The following is a 23,084-nucleotide window of genomic DNA, read 5'->3' as shown; positions in this document are numbered from 1 at the left end:
AAAAAAGCCGCGTTACACGCGGCTTTTCAATTCAGGCGATCGTTTAAGCCTTTTTGTTCAGCCGGCTATGCCGCACGCTGTACAGGAAATAGGTCGCCACCGCGGCCGCCATCCAGATCAGGAACACGCGGTAGGTCGCCAACGGCAGGTCTTTCATGATGTACAGGCAAGCCAGGATCGACAGGCCCGGAATCACGTAGGGGCCGAACGGCACGCGGAAACCCACTTCGGCGTTCGGACCCTGCTTGGCGCGGATCACCGGCACCGCGATCGAGACCACGATGAACGCCGTCAGCGTGCCCATGCTGACCATGTCCCACAAGAAGGTCGAGTCGACCAGGCCGGCGATCAGGCCCACCACCACGCAGACGATGATGGTGTTCGACACCGGTGCGCCGGTGCGCGGGTTCACCTTCTGGAAGGTTTTCGGAATCAGGCCGTCGCGGCTGATGGCGTACAGGATGCGCGTCTGGCCGTAGATGGTTACCAGCGTCACCGAGAACACCGACACCACGGCGCCGGCCGACAGGATCAGCGCCGGCCAGGCCTGGCCCGTGACGTTTTGCAGGATCACCGACAGACCCGCCTCTTGTCCTTCGAACAGGTGCGCCGGCTGGGCGCCCATCGCGGCCAGGGCGACCAGCATGTAGAACACGGTGACGATGACCAGGGCCGCCAGGATACCGATCGGCACATTGCGGCGCGGGTCCTTGACTTCTTCGCCGGCGGTGGCGATGGTATCCAGGCCGATGAAGGAGAAGAACACGGTACCCGCGGCGGCCGTGACGCCGGCCATGCCGGCAAAGCCCTTGCTGTTATCGGTATTGAAGAAAGGCGTGAAATTATTGGCGTCGAAACCGGTAAATGCGATGGCCGCGAAGAAGGCCAGGATCGCCAGTTTGATGACCACCATCACCGCATTCGTCGTGGCCGATTCCTTGGCGCCGCGCACCAGCAGGAAGCAGCACATGACGATCAGGATCACCGGCGGCAGGTTGAAGTTCCCGGACTGGACGCTCAAGTTGCTGTGGTCGGAGACGAACATCGGCGAGCGCAGGTGGGCGGGTATCTCCCAGCCAAAGGCGTTCAAGAGGAAATTATTCAGGTAATCGGACCAGCCGATTGCGACCGCGCTGCCGGCCAGGCCGTATTCGAGCAGCAGGCAGGCGGCGACGATGAAGGCGGCGAATTCGCCGACGGTGGCGTAAGCAAACGAATACGACGAGCCCGAGGCGGGCACGCGCCCGGCCAGTTCGGCGTAGCACAGGGCAGTGAGGCCGGCGGTGATCGCCGCGATCAAGAAGGAGAGGATCACGGCCGGGCCGGCCTTGGGCACGGCTTCCACCATCGTGAAGAAAATCCCGGTACCGACGGTGGCGCCAACGCCGATCATCGTCAGCGGGAACAGGCCCAGCGAACGTTGAAGGCCGCCGTGGGCCTGGCTGTCTTCATGCGCGCGTTCTGCCGATTTGGTACGAAACAGCTTCTGGCCCAGGGTCAAATTCACAGAGTGTCCTTTTGTTGCTTTATCGAGAAATGGCTGGGGTGAAAACCTCGCCAAAGTTCGCGATTATAGGGCGGTTCTGGACGCTTCGGCTGTTGTTGAGGAAATACTTTTAACGTTGACCCAGCCTTGTTTCGCCGAACAACTCCTTGTGCTGGTGCGGCTGCGAGCGCCAGTACTGGGGCGGCGCGGTCACCTGCGCACCGAGTTCGGCGGCGGCGTGCCAGGGCCAGCGCGGGTTGTACAGCATGGCGCGCGCCAGCGCCACCATGTCGGCCTGGCCTGACTGCAGGATATGTTCGGCCTGCTGCGGCTCGGTGATCATGCCCACGCCGATGGTCGGCATACCCGTCTCTCGCTTGATGCGCTCGGCAAAGGCGATCTGGTAGCCGGCGCCGACCGGGATTTTTTGCGCCGGCGACACCCCGCCGCTCGACACGTGCATGAAACCGCAACCGCGCTGTTCCAGCTCGCGCGCAAAGCACACGCTTTGTTCGATGTCCCACCCGCCCTCAACCCAGTCGGTGGCCGAAATGCGCATGCCGACGCACATCGAGCTTGGTGCCGCCGCGCGCACGGCCTCGAACACTTCGAGCGGAAAACGCATGCGGTTTTCCAGCGCGCCGCCGTAGTCGTCCTCGCGCCGGTTCGACAGCGGCGACAGGAACTGGTGCAGCAGGTAGCCATGCGCGCCGTGCAGTTCGATGGCGTCCAGTCCGAGCGCCTGCGCACGCAGCGTTGCGTCCACGAAACCCTGTTTGATACGCTGCAGGCCGCCGGCATCGAGCGCCAGCGGCACGGTCTCGCCTTCGGCATGCGCCAGGCTCGAGGGCGCGACCGTTTGCCAGCCGCGCTCCTCATCCGGCTTGATGTTGGCGCCGCCGAACCAGGGCGCGGCGCTCGACGCCTTGCGGCCGGCGTGCGCGAGCTGAACCGCGATTTTTATTGGCGCATGGCGGCGGATCGCAGCGATAACGGGTTTCAATGATTCCAGGTGCGCGTCGGACCACAGCCCGAGGTCGTCTGGCGAGATGCGACCCTCGGGCGTGACGGCGGTGGCCTCGATGATCAGGAGCGCCGCGCCCGACACGGCCAGCTGGCCGAGGTGGATCATGTGCCAGTCGGTGGCGTGACCGTCGATGGCCGAGTACTGGCACATCGGCGCGATGGCGATCCGGTTCGACAGCGCCAAAGGGCCGAGTTGGTAGGGGGTGAAAAGCATGCTCATGAGGGGCTTTCGGTTCTTGTTTGAACTGCAAAGTCTAGCGAACCTGGAATGATTCTGCAGATTTGGGAGGTGTACGGTAGTGACGGGCGGTTTAACAATGCACTCTGCAGAGTAATCAGATCTGCGACATCGACCGAGCGCTGCCGTGGCTTGGCGACTTGTCCGGCTAGCAACAAGCTCGTACACTGAACCATGCCGCCTTTCCGCTGTTGGCCAAGAGCGGACGTACTATAGGTACAGAATACGCAACTCATCCCTGCCAGGAGCGATATGCTGACGGACGTCCTCGAGTGGCTCTACCCCTACCGTAACTTCTTCAGTTTCCTCATCATATTTTGCGGCGTCGTGAACAACTATTTGTGGGCCAAGCATGTCAACGAAGGAAAGTGTCGTGCCGATGATTTTGGCTATTTCCTAAGGTTATGGCGAGAAAGAACACGAGACGGAGTAATCGTGATGTGGTTAAGTATTCTGGCAGTTTTTTCCGGTGCCACTTTTCTTGCCATTTTGACCGCCAACTGAACATTACACACTCGAGCACCTATGCACTCTAACTTCTGCTGTGGGTCGTTTGCGGACGTCGAGGGCGGTCTGCTTCCGGCCAGTAGCGGACATTGAGCGTGGTGGCCTTTTCTGTAGGCGGATACCCTTTATGAGCGAAACAGACCGGCTTGAACAAGAGTGGATCAGGTCCTTGATTTGTGAAGCTGAGCGCGATCTCGTTTTCCTCTGGCATGTCGCTGCCGCGAAGTTCGGCGGACCAGCTTTCACAAGGGAAGTGCTTCCCTTGGTAATTGCTCGCGTTACGACTGCCTTATTAGCTCAGGATGCACGGTTGGCTTTGGTGATCCTGACAGCAAGACATGGCAGGCGGATACCGATCTTCTAAACGCAGAAAATCCGGGAAAGATGATCGCAGCAAGATGGCTCGCCGATCCTAGCGACGTTGAGTTCATGGTTTTTGCACTACGGCGAAGCCGTTGAGATCAGAGATGCTAAAGAAGGTCCGCAATGGGTCGTGGATTGCAGACGTCCAATAGGCCGACCTGTATCGTCCGACCTGGCACCATGTGCCACCTGCATCCAGTCAAGGATGCAGGCGCAGCTGGCCGCTTCGGGTCGAAAGCAGACGCTACAATAGGTCCGCACACGGCCAAAAGCGGACCTTGGATGATTTCATTACGTATCATCCATGAGGTGCATTTGTTCTCACTATTAGGGCGTGATAAAGTCCGCTAAGTCATTGATACCTCAAAAGCGTCATCCACATGATCAAATTCAGCGACCCGACACAAAAACACCTTTTCGGGTATCTACATTACGTTAGGCCCGTTCAATGCAGCTCAACCAAATAACAATTCCAGTAATAGATGTTGGTGCCTCCGTGGCCTTCTATCGGGTGATGGGCTTCGAGCTGATTGTGAGCTCACCCCACTACGCCCGCTTCAAGTCTACTGTCGGCGATAGCACGTTTTCGGTTCACGCCGCGGACGATAGAGTTAGCTGCCCCGTGACAACGGTCTACTTCGAGTGCGCCAATGTCGACCTTCAGGCCGCAGAACTTAAGTCTCTCGGCCTGACCTTCATCCATGAGCCACAAGATCAGCCATGGCTTTGGCGAGAGGCAAGGCTTGCTGATCCGTCCGGAAATGTCGTTTGTCTCTACCATGCAGGCGAGAACAGGCTTAATCCGCCATGGCGCGTAAAGCCCTAACTATTCAATCTCAAGCGTTAGAGTCAGCCACCCAGCGGTCCCCCCGCGCGGGGCTGCTTTCGGTCGGAAGCGGACGCTGCAGTACGTCCGCTACCGGCCAATAGCGGACAATCCACAGCCCGGTGGGGCACCCGCACTTCATTGCCTATGGTGCTACCCGCTACCGTTAAGGATGAGAATGACTCGCGTAAGTACTTCGACAAAGAGAAAGCTGACGCGTATTCAAAAGCGCCACGAGAGAGTCTCGTCAATCAGACAGTATCCTGTCACATCGCCCTTTTTTCAGTTCGATGCATCCATTCGTATCGGAGGGGTCGGCGCGTATCACGAAGCGATATTTCTGACGACTGGTCTTTTGGCCTCGAAGAGTCATTTGGCAGGTGATAGGGTCTCAACCCGATCTTCAGCGATACGAAAGGAAGACTTGTGGATGCTGGCATCGCCGCTTAGTCGCAACTCTCCCATCAACGAGCACATCAACTGGTTGCTTGGTGCCGTGAGCTCTCATGAGGCGTTCTTCGCACAAATCGTGGAGAAAGCTGCTTGGGCTGATTTATGCCTGGGATGCCTGTCTGACATTCCATATCCAATGATTGTGACGGACATATCCGCAACTAGACTTGTTAAGATGTTGAACTTGTCCTTGTCGTTCAATTTTACCTGTCGCTAGCCTGAGCGCACTCTGCAGGCTGAAAAAAAGTGCCGCAGCTCTGAGTCGTAGGCGGCGCTACAATATGGCCGCTATCGGCCAAAAGCAGACGATCAGGCATGCGTTTCTGAGCACAGATAGAGGGATGAATAGATGGTGATGCCAAGAACGCTGACCGACATGGCTGATCTGTTGAACTCCGACGGCATCAACTATTCGGTGTCTCTCCGCGTGTACTCGGGCATGCCGGAAAGTACAGATGAGATCAACAGTATCGTCAACAGATTGATTGGTCATGAAGCCGTGCTTAATGGTGTACGCGACGTGGGCGCGACCGAGGTTGTAGAAACACTGCTTCAAAGCTTGGCTTATGTTGGCGACAAAGGCGCTGGACCTGGTCCAAACGTCCTCAGGTCGGCAGATTTCTCCCGCCTGTTGGGAAACATTCGCGATAGCGTCGTACAGTTGAGTCAAAGAGCCCACGAAATCAAGTCGTTTGAGTTTGCAGAGGGGCATCCCGACTACCCAGTATTCTGGGATTTTGCATATCTTTTCCTTAGAAAGGACCAGCACGTGTTACTAGTCGGGTCTAGTTCGGATTAGGTCCGCTTGGGTCGGTAGCGGACGTTACGTCAGATCTGCAAACGGCCATGAGCAGACCAAAACTCACGCAAGGAATTGTGCAATGCCCCAACTCTTTGAACAGGACCGTCTGGACGTCTGGTACGACGGTTCTGCAGTATGCGTTATCGCCGTTGGTTCGCATGGAGATCCGTTAGATCTTTCCGAAAGCGAAGTCGAAGCCCTGATCGTGAAGTTGCAGGAATCGCTCGAAAAAGCGCGTTCTTAAACCTGTGGTCTGGACGTCTGAAATGGGTCGGGAGCGGACGCAACATCAGGTCTGCAACCGGCCAGAAGCAGATGGTCACCACATAACGATTTACGACGTCGACGCGATAAATATGAACGACAGGCACGGGAACGTGGTGGAACTTGGTGACATCGTCCGCGTCGTCGAGATATGTCAAGAGTTCCTCAACGTGCTATCGGGGGATGAGCTAATCCACATCAAAAAGATGCTCAATCATGAGTATCCAATTGAAAATTTCCCGGAGCACGGCAAAGCAAGCGTTTCGATCAGTTGGGAGATTGGACCCGGGCTAACAGGACACGGCGGACTTTACATGCTGCCTCACGAGTTTGAACTCGTGCGTAAAGCCGGGACTATGGTTGGCTGATGGGGCACCGAGCATGGCGCCCATAGCGGAAGGTCCGCAATGGGTCGTAAGCAGACGCTACAACAGGTCTGCAATCGGCCAGAAGCTGACTACCGCACAACACTCAACAATAGAGGGTTTATGAACAAGGTGCTGCTATCGTTTGCACTGATTGCGTCGGTTGTGGGGCTGGTATGGACATGGGGGACTACCATGGTTTTCTGCATGTGGGGCTGTCCTCAAAGCTTCAAGCTTTTTGTTCTAAACACTTTGTTTTATGTCCTACTCAGTCTAAGCGTATGGCTAGGTTACAGATTGTTTAAGAGCATACGCAATGCTCGCTGACTGTCGCCCATCCATTACGACGTCCGCTTCGGGTCGTAAGCAGCCGCGGCCGAACGGCGGCGACCAGCCAACAGCGGCCGTGGAATATGACTAGCGAACCATCAAAAACCTTGGGGGAAGTAACGCGTGCGTAGACTAATTATTTGCGTTTTCACGCTGCTCGGAACACTTGCCCATGCGCAGCCACCAAGTCCCCAAACCGTCACCTATGAAACCGTCACGGCAACCTCTCCAATTGGCGTTAGTCGATTGCGCGTTACGCCAGTGGCTACCGGCACTTATGCGGTGGACTTCTCGATTGTTGCTCCGAATCCAACGCAGCATACCGGTCATCTTCGTGGACTAGCTACGAGCGACGGTGATCGCTTGACGCTTCGAGTGCCGATATTTCGAGATGACGGGGTGCTGGACAACCCATCGTTGTGCACCCTGGTGATCAGTACGAGTGAAGCCCGGGCCAAGGTGATTACCGAAGATCGATGCGCTGGCTTCAGCGGCGCAGCAGCAAGTTTTGTCGAGCAGGGACAGAACTTAACGCGAGTGCGTTAGCAATCTTGCTTATCGACCGTTACGGAAATCCTCGCTCGCCACGGTCCACTTCGGGTCGTTGGCGGACGTGACAGTAGGTCTCCTTCCGGCCAGCAGTGGACCTTGGTAGCGTAGCTTTGGCGCCGTGATCAGCTTAGTAATGTAGCGTAATGTCGAGCCACCCCTACCGAGACTCTACGATGACCATTCGCAGAAGCGTCACCTTGCTGTTCGCCAGCCTGATGGGCTGGCATTCGGCGTATGCCTCGACCATCACCACCCACGAGCTGGTGCGCCCGGAAGGTCTCCGGCAGTTCCGGGTCATGCAGCCAGATGGTTTGTCTGTGACATTGCGGCCGGTAGTGATTCTTCTCCACGGACATGGCGCTAACGCAGCATGGATGCTTGGACAGGACTCCTTCGGCGACTATCGCTCGCAAGACTGGGCAAGGCTTGCAGTCAACAAGAAAGTGATGCTTATTGCACCCGACGGCATCAAGGCCAGCAATGGCAAGCAGGCCTGGAATGATTGCCGCGCCGATGCCACGACTAATGCGCCGGCGGATGACGTCGGTTTCTTGTCAGAGCTGATCGACCGCGCCATTTCGGAGTTCGGTGCAGATCCCAGCCGTATCTACCTGTTCGGTACGTCGAACGGCGGGGGAATGGCTTACAGAGCCGGTATTGAGTTAGGTCCTCGACTCGCCGCGATTGGGGTGCAAAGCAGTTTGATGGCGGCGCACAGTAACTGCAAACCTCCGACGCACCCATTGTCAGTATTCGTCACCCATGGAACTGCCGATAAAATCGCTCCCTATAGCGGCGGCGCAGTTACTGCGTTCGGCCTCACAGGACGCGGCAGTGGTCGCTCAGTTGATGAGTCGGTCGCTATATGGCGGACGCTTGCTGGTTTGGCCGACACCCCAGTCTCCTATCGCTATCCGCACCTTCAGGCGAACGACCCGACAAGTGCCACCCGGGTGACCTGGGGTCTGGACCCGGCACAGCTACAAGTGGAGCTTCTCCGTATTGACGGTGGTGGACACACTGGATCGTCGCGTACGGAGAATCTTACCTGGGTACTTCGGAAACTGATCGGGGACATGAATCACGATGAGGATACGCCTGAAGCGGCGTGGCGCTTCTTTGACAATAAACGTCTTCAGGCCACGAAACGCTAGGGATGCAACCCAATGGGAATGTCAGCTTCGGGTCTTGGATTCAACTGTAGGCGCCGCCAGCTGGAAAGCCATGCAATCGCATCCTGCCATCCACGTCTGCTTAGCGGCTGAAGCTGCTTTGCCACTTCAGCCTTCAAGCCGCTACTCATCGATAGCAAGGGCAAGAAAATCCGCGCTCAGGGCTTCCTGAACACGATCGCATGCTGGATCGGCAGCGACTCGATGCTGCGTTCCCATTTCAGGCCAGGCGCCGTGGCTTCACGCCGTATCTGCTGCTGGCTCATCTTGTGCAGCGGCTTGATCGCGACTGCCGGATCCTCGGCGCGATATTCAACGAAGACCACGCGCCCGCCCGGCTTCAGGGCGCGGACGAGGCTGTCGAGGACTTCCGCGGGATAGGCGAGCTCGTGATAGACATCGACCATGATTGCCAGGTCGACGCTGGCCGGCGGCAGTTTGACGGCGGTTTCGCTGCCCAGCACCGAGACGACGTTGCGCACGCCGCGCTTTGCCATCTGGCTGTCGAGCATGCGGATCATTTCCGGCTGCACGTCGACTGCATACACACGGCCGCCGGGCCCGACCTGTTTCGCCAGCTGCCAGGTGTAGTAGCCGGTGCCGGCGCCGATGTCGGCCACCGTCATGCCGGGCGCCAAGGCCAGTTCCCGAATAAGCAATTCCGGCCGTTCCTCGCGTGCGCGGCTTTCGCGCTCGAGCCATTGCGCGCCCTCCCATCCCATCACGCCGGAGATCTCGCGGCCCATGTAGCGCTTGCCGATGCCATCCGGGCTGGGTACGATCCGCTCATAGCGCGTTTCGGCGGTCGCTGCCTGTGCCACGGCATCGATACTGGCCGATGACAGCAGCGTCAGCGCCGACAGGCAGGCCAGCAGCATGGGTCGCGTACGGTGGGTGCGGCAATTGCGGGAGCGGGTGCGGTGCATGGTCGGTTTCCGTAAGAAGTCGCTGCCTGCAACAGCATCGGCAGGCTTGCCGTGAATGGGAACGATCAGTGTAGCTGCGTTGACTTTATTAAGGAACATTCGGCGGAATCGTTCGGCACGACCTGCCGGATAATCTGGTCGCTCCGCACCCCACACCGGAGGGCGCATGCTGCGTAAAACGCCTCGAACTGTCTGCTGGTCCGCTATCTGGAATCCCAATTCAACAGGCCCGGGACTGGAAAACGTCGTTTTGACCGAGCGCGGGGCCGACAGCATACTGCTCGCCTTCACTGAAGCTGGAACGCCCTTCCGGCTGATCTATCGCCTCGCGTGGGATGACCAGGGCCGGATACGAGAAGCGGACCTGGAGGTTCAGGAAGGTGAGGAGAAGCGGCTACTGCGCCTGCGGTCCGACGGGAACGGGCACTGGCGGCACGCTCACGGAGACGAGCTTCCTGAGCTCGACGGCTGCATCGATATCGACATCTGGCCAACTCCGCTGACGAACAGCCTGCCTCTTTGGCGAACTCGCCTCGGCATCAACGAAAGGCGGGAGTATCGGATGGCATGGGTCTGCGCTCCGGAACTGACGGTGGAAGCGAAGCCTCAGGCGTACACGCGCTTGAAGGATGGCGTGTATCTCTTTGAAAGCCTGGATGGCAGTGGATTTCGAGCCGAGCTGGAGGTCGATGATGAATTAGTCGTCCTCGACTACCCAAATCTCTTTATCCGTGTCGGCGGGGGTTCGTAGGGTGGGCTCCTGAGCCCACGCGGTGCCACTACGAAAAAGCCGCGGAATCCGCGGCTTCTCTACTTCACTTTACACGCACCACCATCAAGCCGGCACGCAATCCGACCCGCACATCCGGATTCGGAAACACCACCATCTCCTCTTCATGGAAGACGGTGTACACCGTCTCCCCGTCGGTGGCGATCACGTCGCCGCGCTTGAGCGAGGCGAAGTTGGGGGTGTCGCGGCTGAAGCCCATCTTGAAATCGTCGGACGATTTGATGATCTCCTGGGCCACCTTGTACACGTGCGGCACGGTCTTGCTGCCCGCATGCGCGCCGCGCAGCAGGCCGGCGAGCGCGTTCGACGCGTCGGCAAACTGGGCCAGGTTGTTCTGCCCCAGCGCACCGACCCGTCCCAGTTCCACGGTGCTGCCGGCGGCGCCGTGGTGCTCGGCCGAGTAATAACTGTAGGTGCCGGCCGATTTCGGGTTCATGACGATGGCGCCGATCGCCGCCTGCCCCAGCCAATCGATCAGCATCGCCTGGACTTCGTCGGCGACGATGTCCGGCACGATCGCGAACATCGGATAGTGCGAGGCGCGGATCGCCGTGTGCAGGTCGAGGTGCCAGCGCACCGGCCCGGTGTCAGCGAAAAAGGCGTCGGTCGCGGCGATCAGCTCGTCGGCACGCGCGCTTTCCGCGGTCCCGGCCAGCGAACCGCGCTGCGGCCTGAACATGCGGTTCAGGTCGGCGTCGATGAAGCGCTTGCCGGCGGCGATGGCGTCGATGTTGCCGACGCAGAGCATCAGGTCCACCAGCAAGTCGCCAGGTGTGCGCGACAGCGACTCGATCACGTGCGCGACCATTTCGATCGGCCCGGTCTCGTCACCATGCACGCCCACCGACAGCAGCACCGCCGGACGCGAGATGTCCGGCTGCGCGCCCTTCACCGTCAGGATGCCTTTATAGGGCATCCCGACCACCAAGCCGGCAGCCTCGAAACGCTGCGCAACCGTGCCGAAATCGGCTTCGGCCAGCGCGCGCACCGCATCAGGCACAACCGGAATCACGGGTGCGCTCATGACTTAGGCCGCCAGGCGCTCGGGATTGACGCCTTCCGACAGCGACCAGACGTCCAGCATGGCCTGTTCGAGGTCGGTGATTGGCGCGTAGCCCTTCAAGCCCATTTCCCCGGTCAGGGTATTCACCGCCGCCAGCGCGTCGCCGCTGCCGGCACGCTCGATCACCTGCAGCAGCAGTCGCTGCTGGGTGCGGCGCAGTGCCTGCATCGCGTAGTTGCGCAGCTGTTCCTGCGACTTGCTCTGCGGCGGCAGCTTCAGGCCACGCTCGAGCGTGTCGATGCCGGCGCGCTCGCGCAGCGCCATGCCGACCTGCAGGAACTCGGCCAGCGACATGCCCGCTGGACGCTGGACCGATACCGCGGCGAACAGGAAGGTGGCCAGCGACTCGACCGTCTCGACCGTCTTCCAGGCCTGCACGAAGCTCGCGTTCAGCCCAGCATGGCCGTCGGCTTCGGATTTGGCCGGCATCAGCTGGCGCACCTGCTCGCCATTCGCGAACAAGGACTTCAGCTCGTCCATGCCATCGGCGCCCTGCGGCAGCGACAGCACGCCTTCGATCACGGCGCGCAGCAGCGCACGGGTGCGCGCATCGACCGCGATCGACACTTCACGCGGCACGGTCAAGGCATCGGCGTCGAGGGCGTCGAAGACCGGCGCCAGGTTCAGCGCGGCCCAGGCACGGCCCCAGGCCTTGACGACTTCCGCTTCGTCGACGCGGTGCTCGGCGGCCAGGTCGCGGATCATCAGCGGGCCGCAGCGGTTGACCGCCTCGTTGGCCAGCACGGTGGCCAGGATGGCGTTGGCCAGCGGGTGGTCCAGCGGGTCGCGGGTGGCGACCAGTTGGGCCGGGAAGTAAGGACGCAAGACCGTATCGGCCCATGGCTCGTCGATCAAAGGCAGGGCCGCCAGGACGCGCTTGAAGCGGTTCTTGACGTTGGCGATGACGACCGCCAGTTCAGGCGCGGTCAGGCCCATGCCCAGGGCTTTGCGGCGTTGCAGTTCGCTGTCCAGCGGCAGCTGTTCCAGCTCGCGCGACACCGCGCCTTCGCTTTCCAGGCTGGTGATCAGGGCAGCATAGCTGTCGACGATCGACGGGTTGGTCTGCGCCTGCACTTCGCGCGTGATCAGGTGGGTCTGCTGGGTGTTGTCGCGCAGGACCAGGTCCTCGACGTCGCCGGTCATGTCGTTCAGGACGCGGTTACGGTCGGCTTCAGGCAGCTTGCCGGCATTGACTTCGGTGTCGAGCCAGATCTTGATATTGACTTCGTGGTCCGAGCAGTCCACGCCGGCCGAGTTGTCGATCGCGTCGGTGAAGATGCGGCCGCCATTCAGGGCGAACTCGATACGGCCGGCCTGGGTCGCGCCCAGGTTGCCGCCTTCGGACACCACCTTGCAGCGCAGTTCGTTGCCGTCGACGCGGATGCGGTCATTCGCGCGGTCCTTCACCTGGGCGTGGGTTTCGTTTGAAGACTTGATATACGTGCCGATGCCGCCGTTGTAGAACAGGTCGACCGGGGCCAGCAGGATGCGGTGCATCAGCTCTTCCGGAGACAGCGCGGTTTCCTCGATGGCGAGGGCAGAACGGACTTGAGGACTCAAGTCGATCGAACGGGCAGAACGCGGGAATACGCCGCCGCCTGCCGAGATCAGGTCCTTGTTGTAGTCTTCCCACGAGGAGCGTGGCAGCGCGAACATGCGCTGGCGCTCGGCGAACGAGGTCGCGACGTCGGGCGCCGGATCCAGGAAGATGTGGCGGTGGTCGAAGGCGGCCAGCACTTTCAGCTGGCGCGACAGCAGCACGCCGTTGCCGAACACGTCGCCCGACATGTCGCCCACGCCGACCATCGTGATCGGCATCGTGCTCATGTCGTGGCCGATTTCGTAGAAGTGGCGCTTGACTGCTTCGAAAGCGCCCTTGGCGGTAATGCCCATCTTCTTGTGGTCGTAGCCGTTCGAGCCGCCCGAGGCAAAGGCGTCGCCCAGCCAGAAGCCGCGCTGCACCGCAATGCCGTTGGCGATGTCGGAGAAGGTTGCGGTGCCCTTGTCGGCGGCGACAACCAGGTAAGGATCGTCCTGGTCGTAACGCACGGTCGATTCCGGCGCGACGATGGCGCCGCGCACGCGGTTGTCGGTCACTTCCAGCAGGCTGGCGATGAACAGGCGATAGACGCCCTCGCCTTCGGCCGCCACGACTTCACGTGCGGCGTCCTTCGGCATCTGCTTGCAGACAAAGCCGCCCTTCGAGCCGGCCGGCACGATGACGGCGTTCTTCACCATCTGCGCCTTCACCAGGCCCAGGACTTCGGTACGGTAGTCTTCCATGCGGTCCGACCAGCGCAGGCCGCCGCGGGCGACCGGGCCGCCGCGCAGGTGCACGCCTTCGAAGCGGCGCGAGAACACGTAGATCTCGCGGTAAGGACGCGGCTCCGGCGCCAGCGACAGGTTGCTGGTGTCGAACTTGAAGATGATCTTTTCACCGTCGTTCTGGAAGTAGTTGGTGCGGACCGTTGCCTGCGCCAGCTCGACCAGCGCGGACATGATTTCTTCGGTATCGGCGTGGTTCACGCTCGACAGGCCGGCTTTGAGCGAGGCCAGCTTGGCGGTGCCCGCCGCACGCTCGGACTCGGCCAGGGCCGGGTTGAAGCGCTGCAGGAAGGCGGTGACGAATTCTTTTACCAATGCCGGCTGCGAGCGCAGCGTCTCGGCCATGTAGCGCACCGAGAACTTCGAGCCGAGCTGGCGCCAGTAGCTGATGTAGGCGCGCACCAGCTGCACTTCGCGCATGCTCAAGCCGCCTTCGATCGACAGGCCGTTCATGCGGCCGTCTTCGGCTTCGTCGTTGAACAGCGCGGCGAACAGTTCTTCGGCCACGCCCACGATGCCCGGCTTGGCCAGCTTGGCGGCCGATTCGGCATCGACCGCCAGCGCCGTCACGTAGTGGCGGCCGCCGTCGGCGGTGGTGATGCGGTAGGTCTGTTCGCGGTCGATCGCGACGCCGGCGTTATGCAGGGCCGGCAGGATGCGCGACAGCGGCGGCACGGTCTCGTCCGAGTACAGGCGCACCGACGCGGTGCCGGCGTCGCCAGCTTCGATGCGCGCCGAGACGCGATTCGTGCGCTCGTTCTGCATGATGACCTGCAGGTCGCGGAAGGCCACCGAGGGTTCGGTCGCGCCGATGTAGTTGACCGGCAGGGTCGACACCAGCTTGCGCAGGCTGCTGCGCAGGGTCGTGTCCTGCATGTCGTTGGTAAGCGTGTTGAAGCGCTCATGCCAGTCGTCCAACACCGACATCAACGGCTGCTGCACGTCTTTTTCCAGGTCGAGTTCCTTGCGGGCGCCGTGGGCGATCAGGTAGACGCGGGCCAGCGGGCCGTCGGCCACCAGAGTGAAGTAGCGCACGTCATGGGCGCCGGTGCTGTCCTTCATGGCCTGGGCCAGGGAAGCGGCCATGGACGCGCTGTAGCGCTCGCGCGGCAGGTAGACCAACGCGTTCATGTGGCGGCCATAGACGTCGCGGCGGGCGAACACTTTCGCGCGCGGCTGCTTGTACAGCGACACCACCGAGCTGCACACTTTTGCAAGCCACTCCGGATCGGCTTCCACGGTTTCGGTGCGCGGCAGGGATTCCAGGATCTCGAGGAATTTCTCGGCGCGGAAGCCTTCCTGGCGCACGCCGGCCAGGCTCAGCACCTTGGCCACGCGGCCACGCGCGAACGGCAGGCGCGCCAGCGGGGTCGAGGTGGCGGCACGGGTGAACAGGCCCACGAAGCAGTGCTCGCCGAGGATGTTGCCTTGTGCGTCGGTATTGCGCACGCCGATGAAGTCGAGCGGCTGGTCGCGGTGCAGCGTGCCCTCGACGTCGGCCTTGACGATCGACAGGGTCTCGGCACGGCTTGAGAGGGTACTCAGTTCGCCCGGGATGTTGGCCAGGCAGGTGCCGTACACCGGATGCGTGGTGTCCTTCAGCACGCCGATGCGGCTCTGGACATCGCGCGCCAGCTCGGTCTGGCCGGGCTGCACGGTGTAGTAGGCATAACCGAAGGGCTCGTAGCCTTCGTTCCTGGCCCACTCGAGGAAGGCGGCCACTTCCTGGCCGGCCGGGGTGCCGTTCGCGGCAGCCGCGGCGGCGACTGCGGTCATGCGGTCGCCCATGGCGACGGCGTCGCGGTGGACGACGGCAGCGTCGTTCGCGACCATGCGGATGCGCGCGGTCAGCTTGTCGAGTTCATCGAAAGTCAGTTCGTCGTTCATCAGCACCAGCACGACCGACTCCAGCGGCGCACCAGGGTCGCCGACGCTGGTGACGACACCATTGCCATCGCGTTGCACCGGCAGCACGGCGTTCATGACGCCGGCGGCGGTGACGCGCTCCTTGCGCAGCGCCATGACGAAGGAATCGACCAGATAAGGCATGTCTTCGTTCAGGATCAGCAGCGCCGTGTCCTTGTTGCCCTTGGCGTCAAGGTAGCGCATCTGCGCGATCTGGCAGCCAGGACCGGTGCGCTTGGCGACTTGCGTGAAGCCGTCCCACAGGACAGGGGCCAGGGCTTCGGGCGTGGTGCCGGCCAGGTCTTCCTCGTCGAGCGCGCCGAGCCAGGCGCTGATCAGGTCACGGACCTGGTCCGGGGCGCCGGCTGCAGGCTGGCTGGTCACCAGTGCGAGGGTCTGGGTACGCAAATCTTGCGTCATGTAGTTCATTGTGCTTCTCCAAAAGCTAATGTTGTCGCCCGTCGGCGCTCCGGCTTGTGGCTTTGCGCGGACCGGCGTTTGATGGACGGGGTTGGCCCGTCCAAGTCTCTGGCTTCCTTGTCCCGGAAGCGTTACGGCTGTGCTTCACATGCGGTGCTTCGTGCACCGCGCTCTTTAACGCTGCGGGCGCTTTGTCAGCGCCGTCTTCTTTTTTACTGTTGTATGGCGTGGAGTCAGGACTCCACGCGGTGTGAATTAACTAAAATCGTACAGCCCCGGCAAACCAAGAATCCGCTCCAAGGCCTCCAGCGCCGTCATGCATTCAATCGCCAGCTGCGGGTCCGCCAGATCCTTCGGCTCAACCCGGTCGCGGTAATGGCGCTCGACCCACTCTACCAGCTGCGCATGCAGCGTCTCGTTCATGATGACGCCGCCGTGCAGGGCTGCGGCCTGTTCGTCGGTCAGGGCCACGCGCAGGCGCAGGCAGGCGGGGCCGCCGCCATTGCGCATGCTCTGGCGCAGGTCGAATTCGAGCAGCTCGTCGACCGGGCCGCCGCTGGCCACCAGCCCGGCCAGGTAGTTCGCCACCGCCACGTTCTCGCGGCACTCGTGCGGCACCAGCAGCGCCATCTTGCCGTCGTCTTTTGAGAGCAGCTGGCTGTTGAACAGGTAGCTCGCCACCGCGTCCGCCACCGGCACCATGGCGCCGTCGACGCGCAGCGGCATGAACTCGGCGCCAACGGCGGCGACCGAGCGGCGCAGCGCATCGATGGTCGAGGCCTCGTCGGCAAAAGCCTGCTCATGATAAAACAAGACGTTGCCGTTGCCGACTGCGATCACGTCGTTATGGAACACGCCCTGGTCGATCACGTCCGGATTCTGCGCCGCGAACACGGTGCGCGCAGGGTCCAGGCCGTGCAGGCGGGCCACGGCCTGCGACGCTTCCAGGGTTTGGCGCGCCGGGTATTTTTTCGGAAACGGCGCCGACGGATCGAACTCGACCCGGCCGTAGACAAAGAACTCGACACCCGCCGCGCCGTGGTCGGCGGCAAAGCGCGTGTGGTTGGCCGCGCCCTCGTCGCCAAAAGCCGGCGTCGACGGCAGCGGATCGTGCACCACGAAGTGCTCGTGGTCCGCAAAAATCGCGCGCAGCGTACGCGTGGTCTGCACATGTTCTTCCGAGCGATGCAGCTTGTTGTTCAGGTTCGCGGCCGTGAAGTGCACGCGGCCGTCGCGGGTGTCGGCCGAAGGACTGACGGTCGCCGCGTTCGCGGTCCACATCGGCGCGGCCGACCAGGCGCAGGACAGGATCACCGGGGCGTCGCGCCAGGCTTGCGCCAGCACGTCGGCATCCGTTCCCGAAAAGCCCAGGCTGCGCAGCAGGCGGAAGTTCGGACGCGCCTGCGGCGGCATCACGGCCTGGGCGAAGCCGCGCGCGGCCAGGTCGCGCATCTTGGCCAGGCCCTGCAGCGCGGCCAGGCGCGGGTTCGAAGCGCTGCGCACATTGCTGAACGAGGCGACGTTGCCGAACGAAAGTCCGGCGTAGTTGTGCGAGGGCCCGACCAGACCATCGAAATTGTATTCGCGAGCGTTACGCATCTTAAAACACCAATCCTGGCGACAGTTTTGCCGGCATTTCAAGTTCAGACGTCTCGATCGAGGCGACCGGATAGGCGCAGTAATCCGCGGCGTAATAGGCGCTCGGGCGATGGTTGCCCGATTTGCCGACGCCGCCAAACGGCGCCGAACTGGCCGCACCGGTCGTCGGACGGTTCCAGTTGACGATGCCGGCGCGCGCCTTGATCGCAAAGCGCTTCCACAACTCTTCCGAAGGCGACAGCAGTGCGGCAGCCAGGCCGAATTCGGTGGCGTTCGCGGCGCGCACGGCTTCGTCGAAACTTTTTACACGGATCACCTGCAGCAGCGGGCCGAACCATTCTTCGTCGGGGATGCCTTTCGCATCGGTCACGTCGACGATGCCGGCCGTGACGAAACCGGCGTTCGGGTCGAGCTGGCGCATCTGCAGCAGCACCTTGCCGCCCTTGGCCGCCATCTCGGCCTGCGCCTGCACCAGGCGCGCGGCCACGGCACTCGAGACGACCGGCCCCATGAAGGGCTGCGGCTCGGCGGTCGAGGCGCCGACCTGCAAGCGCGAGGCGACATCGACCAGGCGCTCGATGAATTTCTGGCCCATGGCGTCGTCCTGCACCACCAGGCGGCGCGCGCAGGTGCAGCGCTGGCCGGCCGAGACAAAGGCCGACATCACGGCATGGTGCACGGCGGCGTCGATGGCTTTCGCGTCATCCTGCAAATCCCAGACCACGAGCGGGTTATTACCGCCCATTTCCAGCGCCAGCATCTTGCCCGGCTGGCCGCCGAACTGTTTATGCAGGGCGGCGCCGGTCTGGCTGCTGCCGGTAAACAGCACGCCGTCGATCAGCGCGTTCTGGCCAAGGGCGATGCCGGTGTCGCGGCCACCGTTCACCAGGTTCAGCACGCCGGGCGGCAAGCCGGCCTGCTCCCACAGCTGCACGGTTTTCACGGCGGTGCGCGGCGCGTACTCGCTCGGCTTGAACACCACCGTGTTCCCGGCGATCAGGGCCGGCACGATATGCCCGTTCGGCAGGTGGCCGGGGAAGTTATACGGGCCGAACACGCCGAATACGCCGTGCGGGCGATGGCGCAGCACGGCATTGCCGTCGGCGACCTTCGCTGCCGTCTCGCCGGTGCGCGCGCCATAGGCCTGCACCGAGATGTCGACTTTATTCGCCATGGTGGCGGCTTCCGTGCGCGCTTCCCACAAAGGCTTACCGACTTCCTCGGCGATAATCGCCGCCAGTTCTTCGGCGTGCTCCTTCAGCAGGTCGCGATAGCGCGTGCACACGGCGATGCGCTCTTCCAGCGGGCGCAGCGCCCAGGCCTCAAAAGCATCGTGCGCGGCTTGCGCGGCGCGGGCGACGTCGTCCGCCGTGGATTGCTTGCTGCTCCAGGTCTGGCGGCCGCTGGACGGGTCGATCGTGACCAGTTCCGCGCCACTGCCAGCAGACCATTCGCCGTTGATGTAGTTCGACAGATTAGCCATTGTTCTTCCTTACGTTGAGAGTCAGCATGCGCAGCGGATCGCCCGGCTGGACATGCAGCAGCGCCAGTTCCTGCGCCGACAGGGCGATGCGGGCGCCGTCGATCGTGGTCTGCGCCAGCACCATCCGGAAATCTTCGAGCTTCGTGTTCGACACCAGCAGCGCCTCGGTCTCGCCTTCCGGGCGCCCTTCGGCGGCCACGCGCAGCACGCTGTCGCGCACCGAACGCAGCTCCTTTACACGCCCCTGCAGCACCGGGCCGGCATCGAAGATATCGACATAACCTTCGTAATGCATGCCTTCCTGCTCGAGCAGTTTGCGCGCCGGCAGCGTCGAACGGTGCACCTGCCCGATCACTTCGCGCGCCGACTCCGGCAGGTAGTCGACATACAGCGGCTGGCGCGGCATCAGTTCGGCGATGAAGGATTTCTTGCCGATCGCGGTCAGGCCGTCGACGTGGTTGAAGTCCATCTTGAAGAAGTGGCGGCCCAGGCCTTCATAGAAGGGGCTGGTGCCGTCTTCCAGCAGGTAGCCGCGCATCTCGGCGATGATCTTTTCGGTGAACAGCTGCTGGAACTGGGCGATGAAGAGAAACCGGCTTTTCGAGAGCCACTTGCCGTTGTAGCCCTTGCGGTAGTCCGGCCGCAGGAACAGCGAGCACAGTTCGGTCGCGCCGGTCAGGTCGTTCGACAGGTACAGGGTCTCCATGCGCGAGAACACGTTCAGCTCGCGGCTGGAATGAACCAGGGTGCCGATCCGGTAGTTGTAGAACGGTTCGGTGAGACCGACCGCGCCCTTGATGGCGCAGATGCCGGCCAGCTGGCCGTTCTCGGTGTCTTCCATCACGAACATGTAGTCGCGCTCTTCCGGCGGGATGGTGCCGGCGAAGGAGGCCACCGCGCAGTCGACGCGGTCGCCCAGCATCTTGCGGTCGGGCTTCAGGGTGGTCATGCCGCCGCCGACCTGATGGGCCATCTCGATCAGCGGATCGAGGTCTGTAGCGGCAATAGAGCGAATGACGAGCATGGTGCCTCTTTCAGATTCTGACGCAGGTAACGAGATCGCCCGGCTGCACGCCCAGCGCTTCCTGCGCCGCGAGCGGCAGGCAGATGGCGTCGGAGGTGTCGCAGGGCGGGCAGGCCACGGTGATGGCGCGGAAGCGCTCGGCGTTGGTCGCCACCGCATAGGTGACGAGATGGTCGCTGTTACCCTCGCGCGTGGTGTCGGCTCTTGACGCTACCTTGCGCTGCTGCGAGCCACAGAACGAGCGCAGCGCGTGCCTGTGCGCCGCCAGGATCGGGCCGCCGTCGAAGATGTCGACATATTCGTCCGCTTCGAAGCCTTCTTCGGTCAGCAGGTTGAAGGCGAGTTCGCCGCTCGGATGGATCTGGCCCATCGCCGCCTGGGCGTCGCCCGGCAGCAGCGGCACGTAGACCGGATAGTGCGGCATCAGCTCGACGATCATGGTGCGGTTGCGGGTACCGCCGATGACGCGTTCGGCGTCCAGAAAATCCATCTTGAAGAACTTGCGGCCCAGCGCATTCCAGAACGGCGATTCGCCATCGGCATCGGTAACGCCGGCCAGCGGCACGAAGAAGCGGTCGCCGAAGCGGTTCGGCGCCATCACCGCATACAGCAGGCGCGCACGCGACAGCAGCGCGGCCTCGATGCCGGCATGCTCGCGGTCGCGCAAATGAAAACCGGCCAGCTGCGAGCAGGCCGTCAGCTCCGAGCACAGCGTCAGCGCATGCACGCTGTGGCAGATGTTCAGGTCGCGCGAGACCTGCTGGATGACGTCGTTGCGGAACGCGAAATAGGTGCCGTTCGAGCCGGCCGATGCATGGACCGCGGCGGTGCCGACGACCTCGCCCGTTGCCGTGTCTTCCAGCACGAACAGGTAGGACTCTTCGCTCGGAATGTCGACCTGCGCCGCAAACGAAGCCACGGACAGCTCGACGAAGGGGGCGATCGTTTCGCGCGTGCGCGGCAGCGTGTGCACGCCGGGCGTCATCACGGCCGCCAGCGTCACCAGCGCCTCGACATCCCTCAGTTCTACCGGACGGACTACATACATATGGACTCCAAGTCACTACGCTGCGAACGAACCACGGCCCGCGACGCTGCGCGGGCCGGGTGCAATGGAAAGGCGGGCAGCGTCAGGCGGCGGCCAGGAATTCCGCGATCGCGGCGCGCAGGATGCGGTCCGCTTCCATGATCTGCTCGTCGCTGACGATCAGCGCCGGCGCCATGCGAATGACATCCGGACCGGCGATCAGCAGCATCAGCCCCATCTTCTCGGCGATCTTGGTGATGTCCTTGGCGCGGCCTTTAAAGCCATCGGCCAGCGGCAGGCCGATGAGAAGACCCATGCCACGCGCCTTGCCGAACAGCTGGGGGAATTCGGCAGTGAGCTTTTCCAGGTTGGCGAAGACCTTGGTGCTCGCTTCGTTCACGCGCGCCAAAAAGGCCGGCTGGTTGATCATGTCGACCACGTTCAGCGCGATGCTCGCCGCCAGCGGATTGCCGCCGTAGGTGGTGCCGTGCGAGCCGACGTTGAAATGCTGGGCGATGTCCTCGGTGGTGAGCATGGCGCCGATCGGATAGCCGTTGCCGAGCGCCTTGGCGCTGGTCAGGATGTCCGGGATCACTGAGGTATTCATGTAGGCATACAGGGCGCCGGTGCGGCCCACGCCGGACTGCACTTCATCGAAAATCAGCAGCGCGCCGGTCTTGTCGCACAGTTCGCGCAGCGCGACGAGGAAGTCGTGGTCGCCCGGGATCACGCCGCCCTCGCCCTGGATCGGCTCGACGATCACTGCCGCCACGTCATCTAGGATGGCGGCGCGCGCCGCCTCGATGTCGTTGTACGGGATGTGACCGATTTCCTGCGGCAGCGGCTCGAAGCCTTCGGTGTACTTCGGCTGGCCGCCGACCGACACGGTGAACAGGGTACGGCCGTGGAAGGACGACAGGCAGGACACGATGCGCGACTTGTGCGGGCCAAACTTGGTGTGCGCGTACTTGCGCGCCAGTTTCAGGGCCGCTTCGTTCGCTTCCGCGCCCGAGTTGCAGAAGAAGGCGCGGTCGGCAAACGTCGCTTCGACCAGGGTCGAGGCCAGGCGCAGCACCGGCTCGTTGGTGTAGCCATTACCGAGGTGCCAGAGGGTGTTGATCTGTTTCGTCATGGCGTCGACCAGCACCGGGTGGCAGTGCCCGAGGCTGGACACGGCGATGCCCGAGGTGAAGTCGAGGTAGTGCTTGCCCTCCTGGTCCCACACACTCAGGCCCGCCGCCTTGACCGGCACCATGGCCGCCGGCGCGTAGGTCGGGACGAGGACTTCGTCGAAGGTCTGCCGAGTGACAGGCCGCGTTGTGACACCCGATTCGAGCTTTGCATTCATGACTTTTTCCTCATCCACGTTAGTGACTGGCGCGCCGGGAGGCGGACGCCGAACCTGATCATTATAGGAAGACGGGGTGGCAAGTTCTTGCAGAACTGCGACGGGGATTTTCATTTTTGACGGCCCCGGCCTCAAGAGTAGTGACATTGCCAATACGCGCAGCATGGGGCTAAGGCACAAACGCATACTAAACAAAAGTCACTTTCCGAATAAAATGCTTCTATGAAGCGTCAAGTGAACTTATTACCAAGAAGCTTTCTTGCGCTCTCCGTGTTTATGGTCGCGGTAAGCTGCCACGCCAGCGAGCCGATAGTGGATGGGCGAGGGATCGCTGACCTCATCATCGGGCGAGAGCCGCCGCCCCTCACAGGAAAGCGCCTTATCTCTCGACAATGGGAAGAAGATGAAAATGGCGAGCGATACGAGCGTTTGACAGCAAGGGTTGGGGGCATTCCAGTCGACGCAGAAATCTTCGATGGCAAGATCTGGCGAATCTCACTCATGCGTCGTGGCCTGAGGACTCGAGACGGTTCACAGGTCGGCGATAGTGTACAAAAACTGTTTCGTGCAAATCGCTCACTCCGTCGCGAAATCGGCCCTGGTTTAAGCCTTGTGCTAATACCAGCAAACCGCTGCGGGATCAGTTACATGACGAATGCAGAAATGCCGGAACGCGTCATGAACAATCCAAACGCGCAGTTGCCTGCTCATTACCAACGCAGTGCGCGCATACGCTGGATTTTTGTCACGGGCTGCAAGACACAGCAGGATTAGTAGGCCAGGGCGTGCT

General features: G+C 62.0%; 20 protein-coding genes. 10 read left to right on the top strand and 10 right to left on the bottom strand.

All coding sequences use genetic code 11. The annotated features are described in order from the left end of the window. Positions 1-43 precede the first annotated feature (43 nt). Positions 44-1,507, bottom strand: a complete 1,464-nt coding sequence (locus AC56KZ_RS19385; RefSeq protein WP_497163822.1) for an APC family permease — start codon at positions 1,505-1,507, stop codon at positions 44-46. A 109-nt stretch (positions 1,508-1,616) separates the two neighbouring features. After that, complete coding sequence (locus AC56KZ_RS19380) at positions 1,617-2,732, bottom strand: NADH:flavin oxidoreductase/NADH oxidase (RefSeq protein ID WP_497163821.1); 1,116 nt, start codon at positions 2,730-2,732, stop codon at positions 1,617-1,619. Positions 2,733-3,002: 270 nt separating this feature from the next. Between AC56KZ_RS19380 and AC56KZ_RS19375 the strand changes: the two genes are divergently transcribed. From AC56KZ_RS19375 to AC56KZ_RS19340, 8 genes are all read left to right on the top strand, one after another. Next, positions 3,003-3,254, top strand: a complete 252-nt coding sequence (locus AC56KZ_RS19375) for a hypothetical protein (RefSeq protein WP_497163820.1) — start codon at positions 3,003-3,005, stop codon at positions 3,252-3,254. Between the two features lie 130 nt (positions 3,255-3,384). Then, the gene (locus AC56KZ_RS19370; RefSeq protein ID WP_497163819.1) at positions 3,385-3,621 is read left to right on the top strand and encodes a hypothetical protein; all 237 of its coding nucleotides are present in this window, start codon (positions 3,385-3,387) and stop codon (positions 3,619-3,621) included. 447 nt (positions 3,622-4,068) lie between these two features. Beyond that, a complete protein-coding gene (locus AC56KZ_RS19365; RefSeq protein ID WP_497163818.1) occupies positions 4,069-4,446 on the top strand; it encodes a VOC family protein in 378 nt (125 codons plus the stop codon). 172 nt (positions 4,447-4,618) lie between these two features. Continuing rightward, complete coding sequence (locus AC56KZ_RS19360) at positions 4,619-5,116, top strand: DUF4279 domain-containing protein (RefSeq protein WP_497163817.1); 498 nt, start codon at positions 4,619-4,621, stop codon at positions 5,114-5,116. A gap of 138 nt (positions 5,117-5,254) precedes the next feature. Next, complete coding sequence (locus AC56KZ_RS19355; RefSeq protein WP_497163816.1) at positions 5,255-5,698, top strand: hypothetical protein; 444 nt, start codon at positions 5,255-5,257, stop codon at positions 5,696-5,698. 82 nt (positions 5,699-5,780) lie between these two features. Further along, positions 5,781-5,945 carry a hypothetical protein gene (locus AC56KZ_RS19350; protein ID WP_379725255.1) on the top strand — a complete coding sequence of 55 codons (165 nt, stop codon included), beginning with the start codon at positions 5,781-5,783 and terminating at the stop codon, positions 5,943-5,945. A gap of 112 nt (positions 5,946-6,057) precedes the next feature. Continuing rightward, on the top strand, positions 6,058-6,333 hold the full coding sequence (locus AC56KZ_RS19345) for a hypothetical protein (RefSeq protein ID WP_497163815.1): 276 nt from the start codon (positions 6,058-6,060) through the stop codon (positions 6,331-6,333). Between the two features lie 1,052 nt (positions 6,334-7,385). Then, complete coding sequence (locus tag AC56KZ_RS19340; RefSeq protein ID WP_497163814.1) at positions 7,386-8,366, top strand: CE1 family esterase; 981 nt, start codon at positions 7,386-7,388, stop codon at positions 8,364-8,366. A 176-nt stretch (positions 8,367-8,542) separates the two neighbouring features. Here AC56KZ_RS19340 and AC56KZ_RS19335 read toward each other — a convergent pair whose 3' ends face one another. Next, on the bottom strand, positions 8,543-9,310 hold the full coding sequence (locus tag AC56KZ_RS19335) for a class I SAM-dependent methyltransferase (protein ID WP_497163813.1): 768 nt from the start codon (positions 9,308-9,310) through the stop codon (positions 8,543-8,545). Between the two features lie 166 nt (positions 9,311-9,476). On the opposite strand from AC56KZ_RS19335, the gene AC56KZ_RS19330 reads away from it, so the two are divergent. Further along, positions 9,477-10,061 (top strand): putative glycolipid-binding domain-containing protein, encoded by a 585-nt coding sequence (locus tag AC56KZ_RS19330; protein ID WP_497163812.1) that lies wholly within the window; start codon positions 9,477-9,479, stop codon positions 10,059-10,061. Positions 10,062-10,125: 64 nt separating this feature from the next. Here AC56KZ_RS19330 and AC56KZ_RS19325 read toward each other — a convergent pair whose 3' ends face one another. From AC56KZ_RS19325 to astC, 7 genes are all read right to left on the bottom strand, one after another. Beyond that, the gene (locus AC56KZ_RS19325) at positions 10,126-11,124 is read right to left on the bottom strand and encodes a succinylglutamate desuccinylase (protein ID WP_497163811.1); all 999 of its coding nucleotides are present in this window, start codon (positions 11,122-11,124) and stop codon (positions 10,126-10,128) included. Positions 11,125-11,127: 3 nt separating this feature from the next. After that, positions 11,128-15,822 carry an NAD-glutamate dehydrogenase domain-containing protein gene (locus AC56KZ_RS19320; RefSeq protein ID WP_497163810.1) on the bottom strand — a complete coding sequence of 1,565 codons (4,695 nt, stop codon included), beginning with the start codon at positions 15,820-15,822 and terminating at the stop codon, positions 11,128-11,130. Positions 15,823-16,068: 246 nt separating this feature from the next. Beyond that, positions 16,069-17,412 (bottom strand): N-succinylarginine dihydrolase, encoded by a 1,344-nt coding sequence (gene astB / locus AC56KZ_RS19315; RefSeq protein ID WP_497163809.1) that lies wholly within the window; start codon positions 17,410-17,412, stop codon positions 16,069-16,071. A gap of 1 nt (position 17,413) precedes the next feature. After that, positions 17,414-18,895 carry a succinylglutamate-semialdehyde dehydrogenase gene (gene astD / locus AC56KZ_RS19310; protein WP_497163808.1) on the bottom strand — a complete coding sequence of 494 codons (1,482 nt, stop codon included), beginning with the start codon at positions 18,893-18,895 and terminating at the stop codon, positions 17,414-17,416. Continuing rightward, complete coding sequence (gene astA / locus AC56KZ_RS19305) at positions 18,888-19,919, bottom strand: arginine N-succinyltransferase (protein ID WP_497163807.1); 1,032 nt, start codon at positions 19,917-19,919, stop codon at positions 18,888-18,890. The genes astD and astA overlap by 8 nt, the downstream gene beginning before the upstream one ends. Before the next feature lie 10 nt (positions 19,920-19,929). Next, the gene (locus tag AC56KZ_RS19300) at positions 19,930-20,967 is read right to left on the bottom strand and encodes an arginine N-succinyltransferase (RefSeq protein WP_497163806.1); all 1,038 of its coding nucleotides are present in this window, start codon (positions 20,965-20,967) and stop codon (positions 19,930-19,932) included. Positions 20,968-21,049: 82 nt separating this feature from the next. Continuing rightward, complete coding sequence (gene astC, locus AC56KZ_RS19295; protein ID WP_497163805.1) at positions 21,050-22,294, bottom strand: acetylornithine/succinylornithine family transaminase; 1,245 nt, start codon at positions 22,292-22,294, stop codon at positions 21,050-21,052. A gap of 222 nt (positions 22,295-22,516) precedes the next feature. Between astC and AC56KZ_RS19290 the strand changes: the two genes are divergently transcribed. Further along, positions 22,517-23,068 (top strand): hypothetical protein, encoded by a 552-nt coding sequence (locus tag AC56KZ_RS19290; protein WP_497163804.1) that lies wholly within the window; start codon positions 22,517-22,519, stop codon positions 23,066-23,068. Positions 23,069-23,084 lie beyond the last annotated feature (16 nt).

The organism is Telluria sp. LT2P34 (genome assembly GCF_059685915.1).
Note: the sequence above shows the minus strand (reverse complement) of the source record. Positions and strands in the feature narration are given on the sequence as shown.

Coding starts and splice junctions, on each gene's coding strand:
- AC56KZ_RS19380 (WP_497163821.1), bottom strand. CDS start 2,732: ATGAGCATGCTTTTCACCCCCTACCAACTCGGCCCTTTGGCGCTGTCG.
- AC56KZ_RS19375 (WP_497163820.1), top strand. CDS start 3,003: ATGCTGACGGACGTCCTCGAGTGGCTCTACCCCTACCGTAACTTCTTC.
- AC56KZ_RS19370 (WP_497163819.1), top strand. CDS start 3,385: ATGAGCGAAACAGACCGGCTTGAACAAGAGTGGATCAGGTCCTTGATT.
- AC56KZ_RS19365 (WP_497163818.1), top strand. CDS start 4,069: ATGCAGCTCAACCAAATAACAATTCCAGTAATAGATGTTGGTGCCTCC.
- AC56KZ_RS19360 (WP_497163817.1), top strand. CDS start 4,619: ATGAGAATGACTCGCGTAAGTACTTCGACAAAGAGAAAGCTGACGCGT.
- AC56KZ_RS19355 (WP_497163816.1), top strand. CDS start 5,255: ATGCCAAGAACGCTGACCGACATGGCTGATCTGTTGAACTCCGACGGC.
- AC56KZ_RS19350 (WP_379725255.1), top strand. CDS start 5,781: ATGCCCCAACTCTTTGAACAGGACCGTCTGGACGTCTGGTACGACGGT.
- AC56KZ_RS19345 (WP_497163815.1), top strand. CDS start 6,058: ATGAACGACAGGCACGGGAACGTGGTGGAACTTGGTGACATCGTCCGC.
- AC56KZ_RS19340 (WP_497163814.1), top strand. CDS start 7,386: ATGACCATTCGCAGAAGCGTCACCTTGCTGTTCGCCAGCCTGATGGGC.
- AC56KZ_RS19335 (WP_497163813.1), bottom strand. CDS start 9,310: ATGCACCGCACCCGCTCCCGCAATTGCCGCACCCACCGTACGCGACCC.
- AC56KZ_RS19330 (WP_497163812.1), top strand. CDS start 9,477: ATGCTGCGTAAAACGCCTCGAACTGTCTGCTGGTCCGCTATCTGGAAT.
- AC56KZ_RS19325 (WP_497163811.1), bottom strand. CDS start 11,124: ATGAGCGCACCCGTGATTCCGGTTGTGCCTGATGCGGTGCGCGCGCTG.
- AC56KZ_RS19320 (WP_497163810.1), bottom strand. CDS start 15,822: ATGAACTACATGACGCAAGATTTGCGTACCCAGACCCTCGCACTGGTG.
- astB (WP_497163809.1), bottom strand. CDS start 17,412: ATGCGTAACGCTCGCGAATACAATTTCGATGGTCTGGTCGGGCCCTCG.
- astD (WP_497163808.1), bottom strand. CDS start 18,895: ATGGCTAATCTGTCGAACTACATCAACGGCGAATGGTCTGCTGGCAGT.
- astA (WP_497163807.1), bottom strand. CDS start 19,919: ATGCTCGTCATTCGCTCTATTGCCGCTACAGACCTCGATCCGCTGATC.
- AC56KZ_RS19300 (WP_497163806.1), bottom strand. CDS start 20,967: ATGTATGTAGTCCGTCCGGTAGAACTGAGGGATGTCGAGGCGCTGGTG.
- astC (WP_497163805.1), bottom strand. CDS start 22,294: ATGAATGCAAAGCTCGAATCGGGTGTCACAACGCGGCCTGTCACTCGG.
- AC56KZ_RS19290 (WP_497163804.1), top strand. CDS start 22,517: ATGAAGCGTCAAGTGAACTTATTACCAAGAAGCTTTCTTGCGCTCTCC.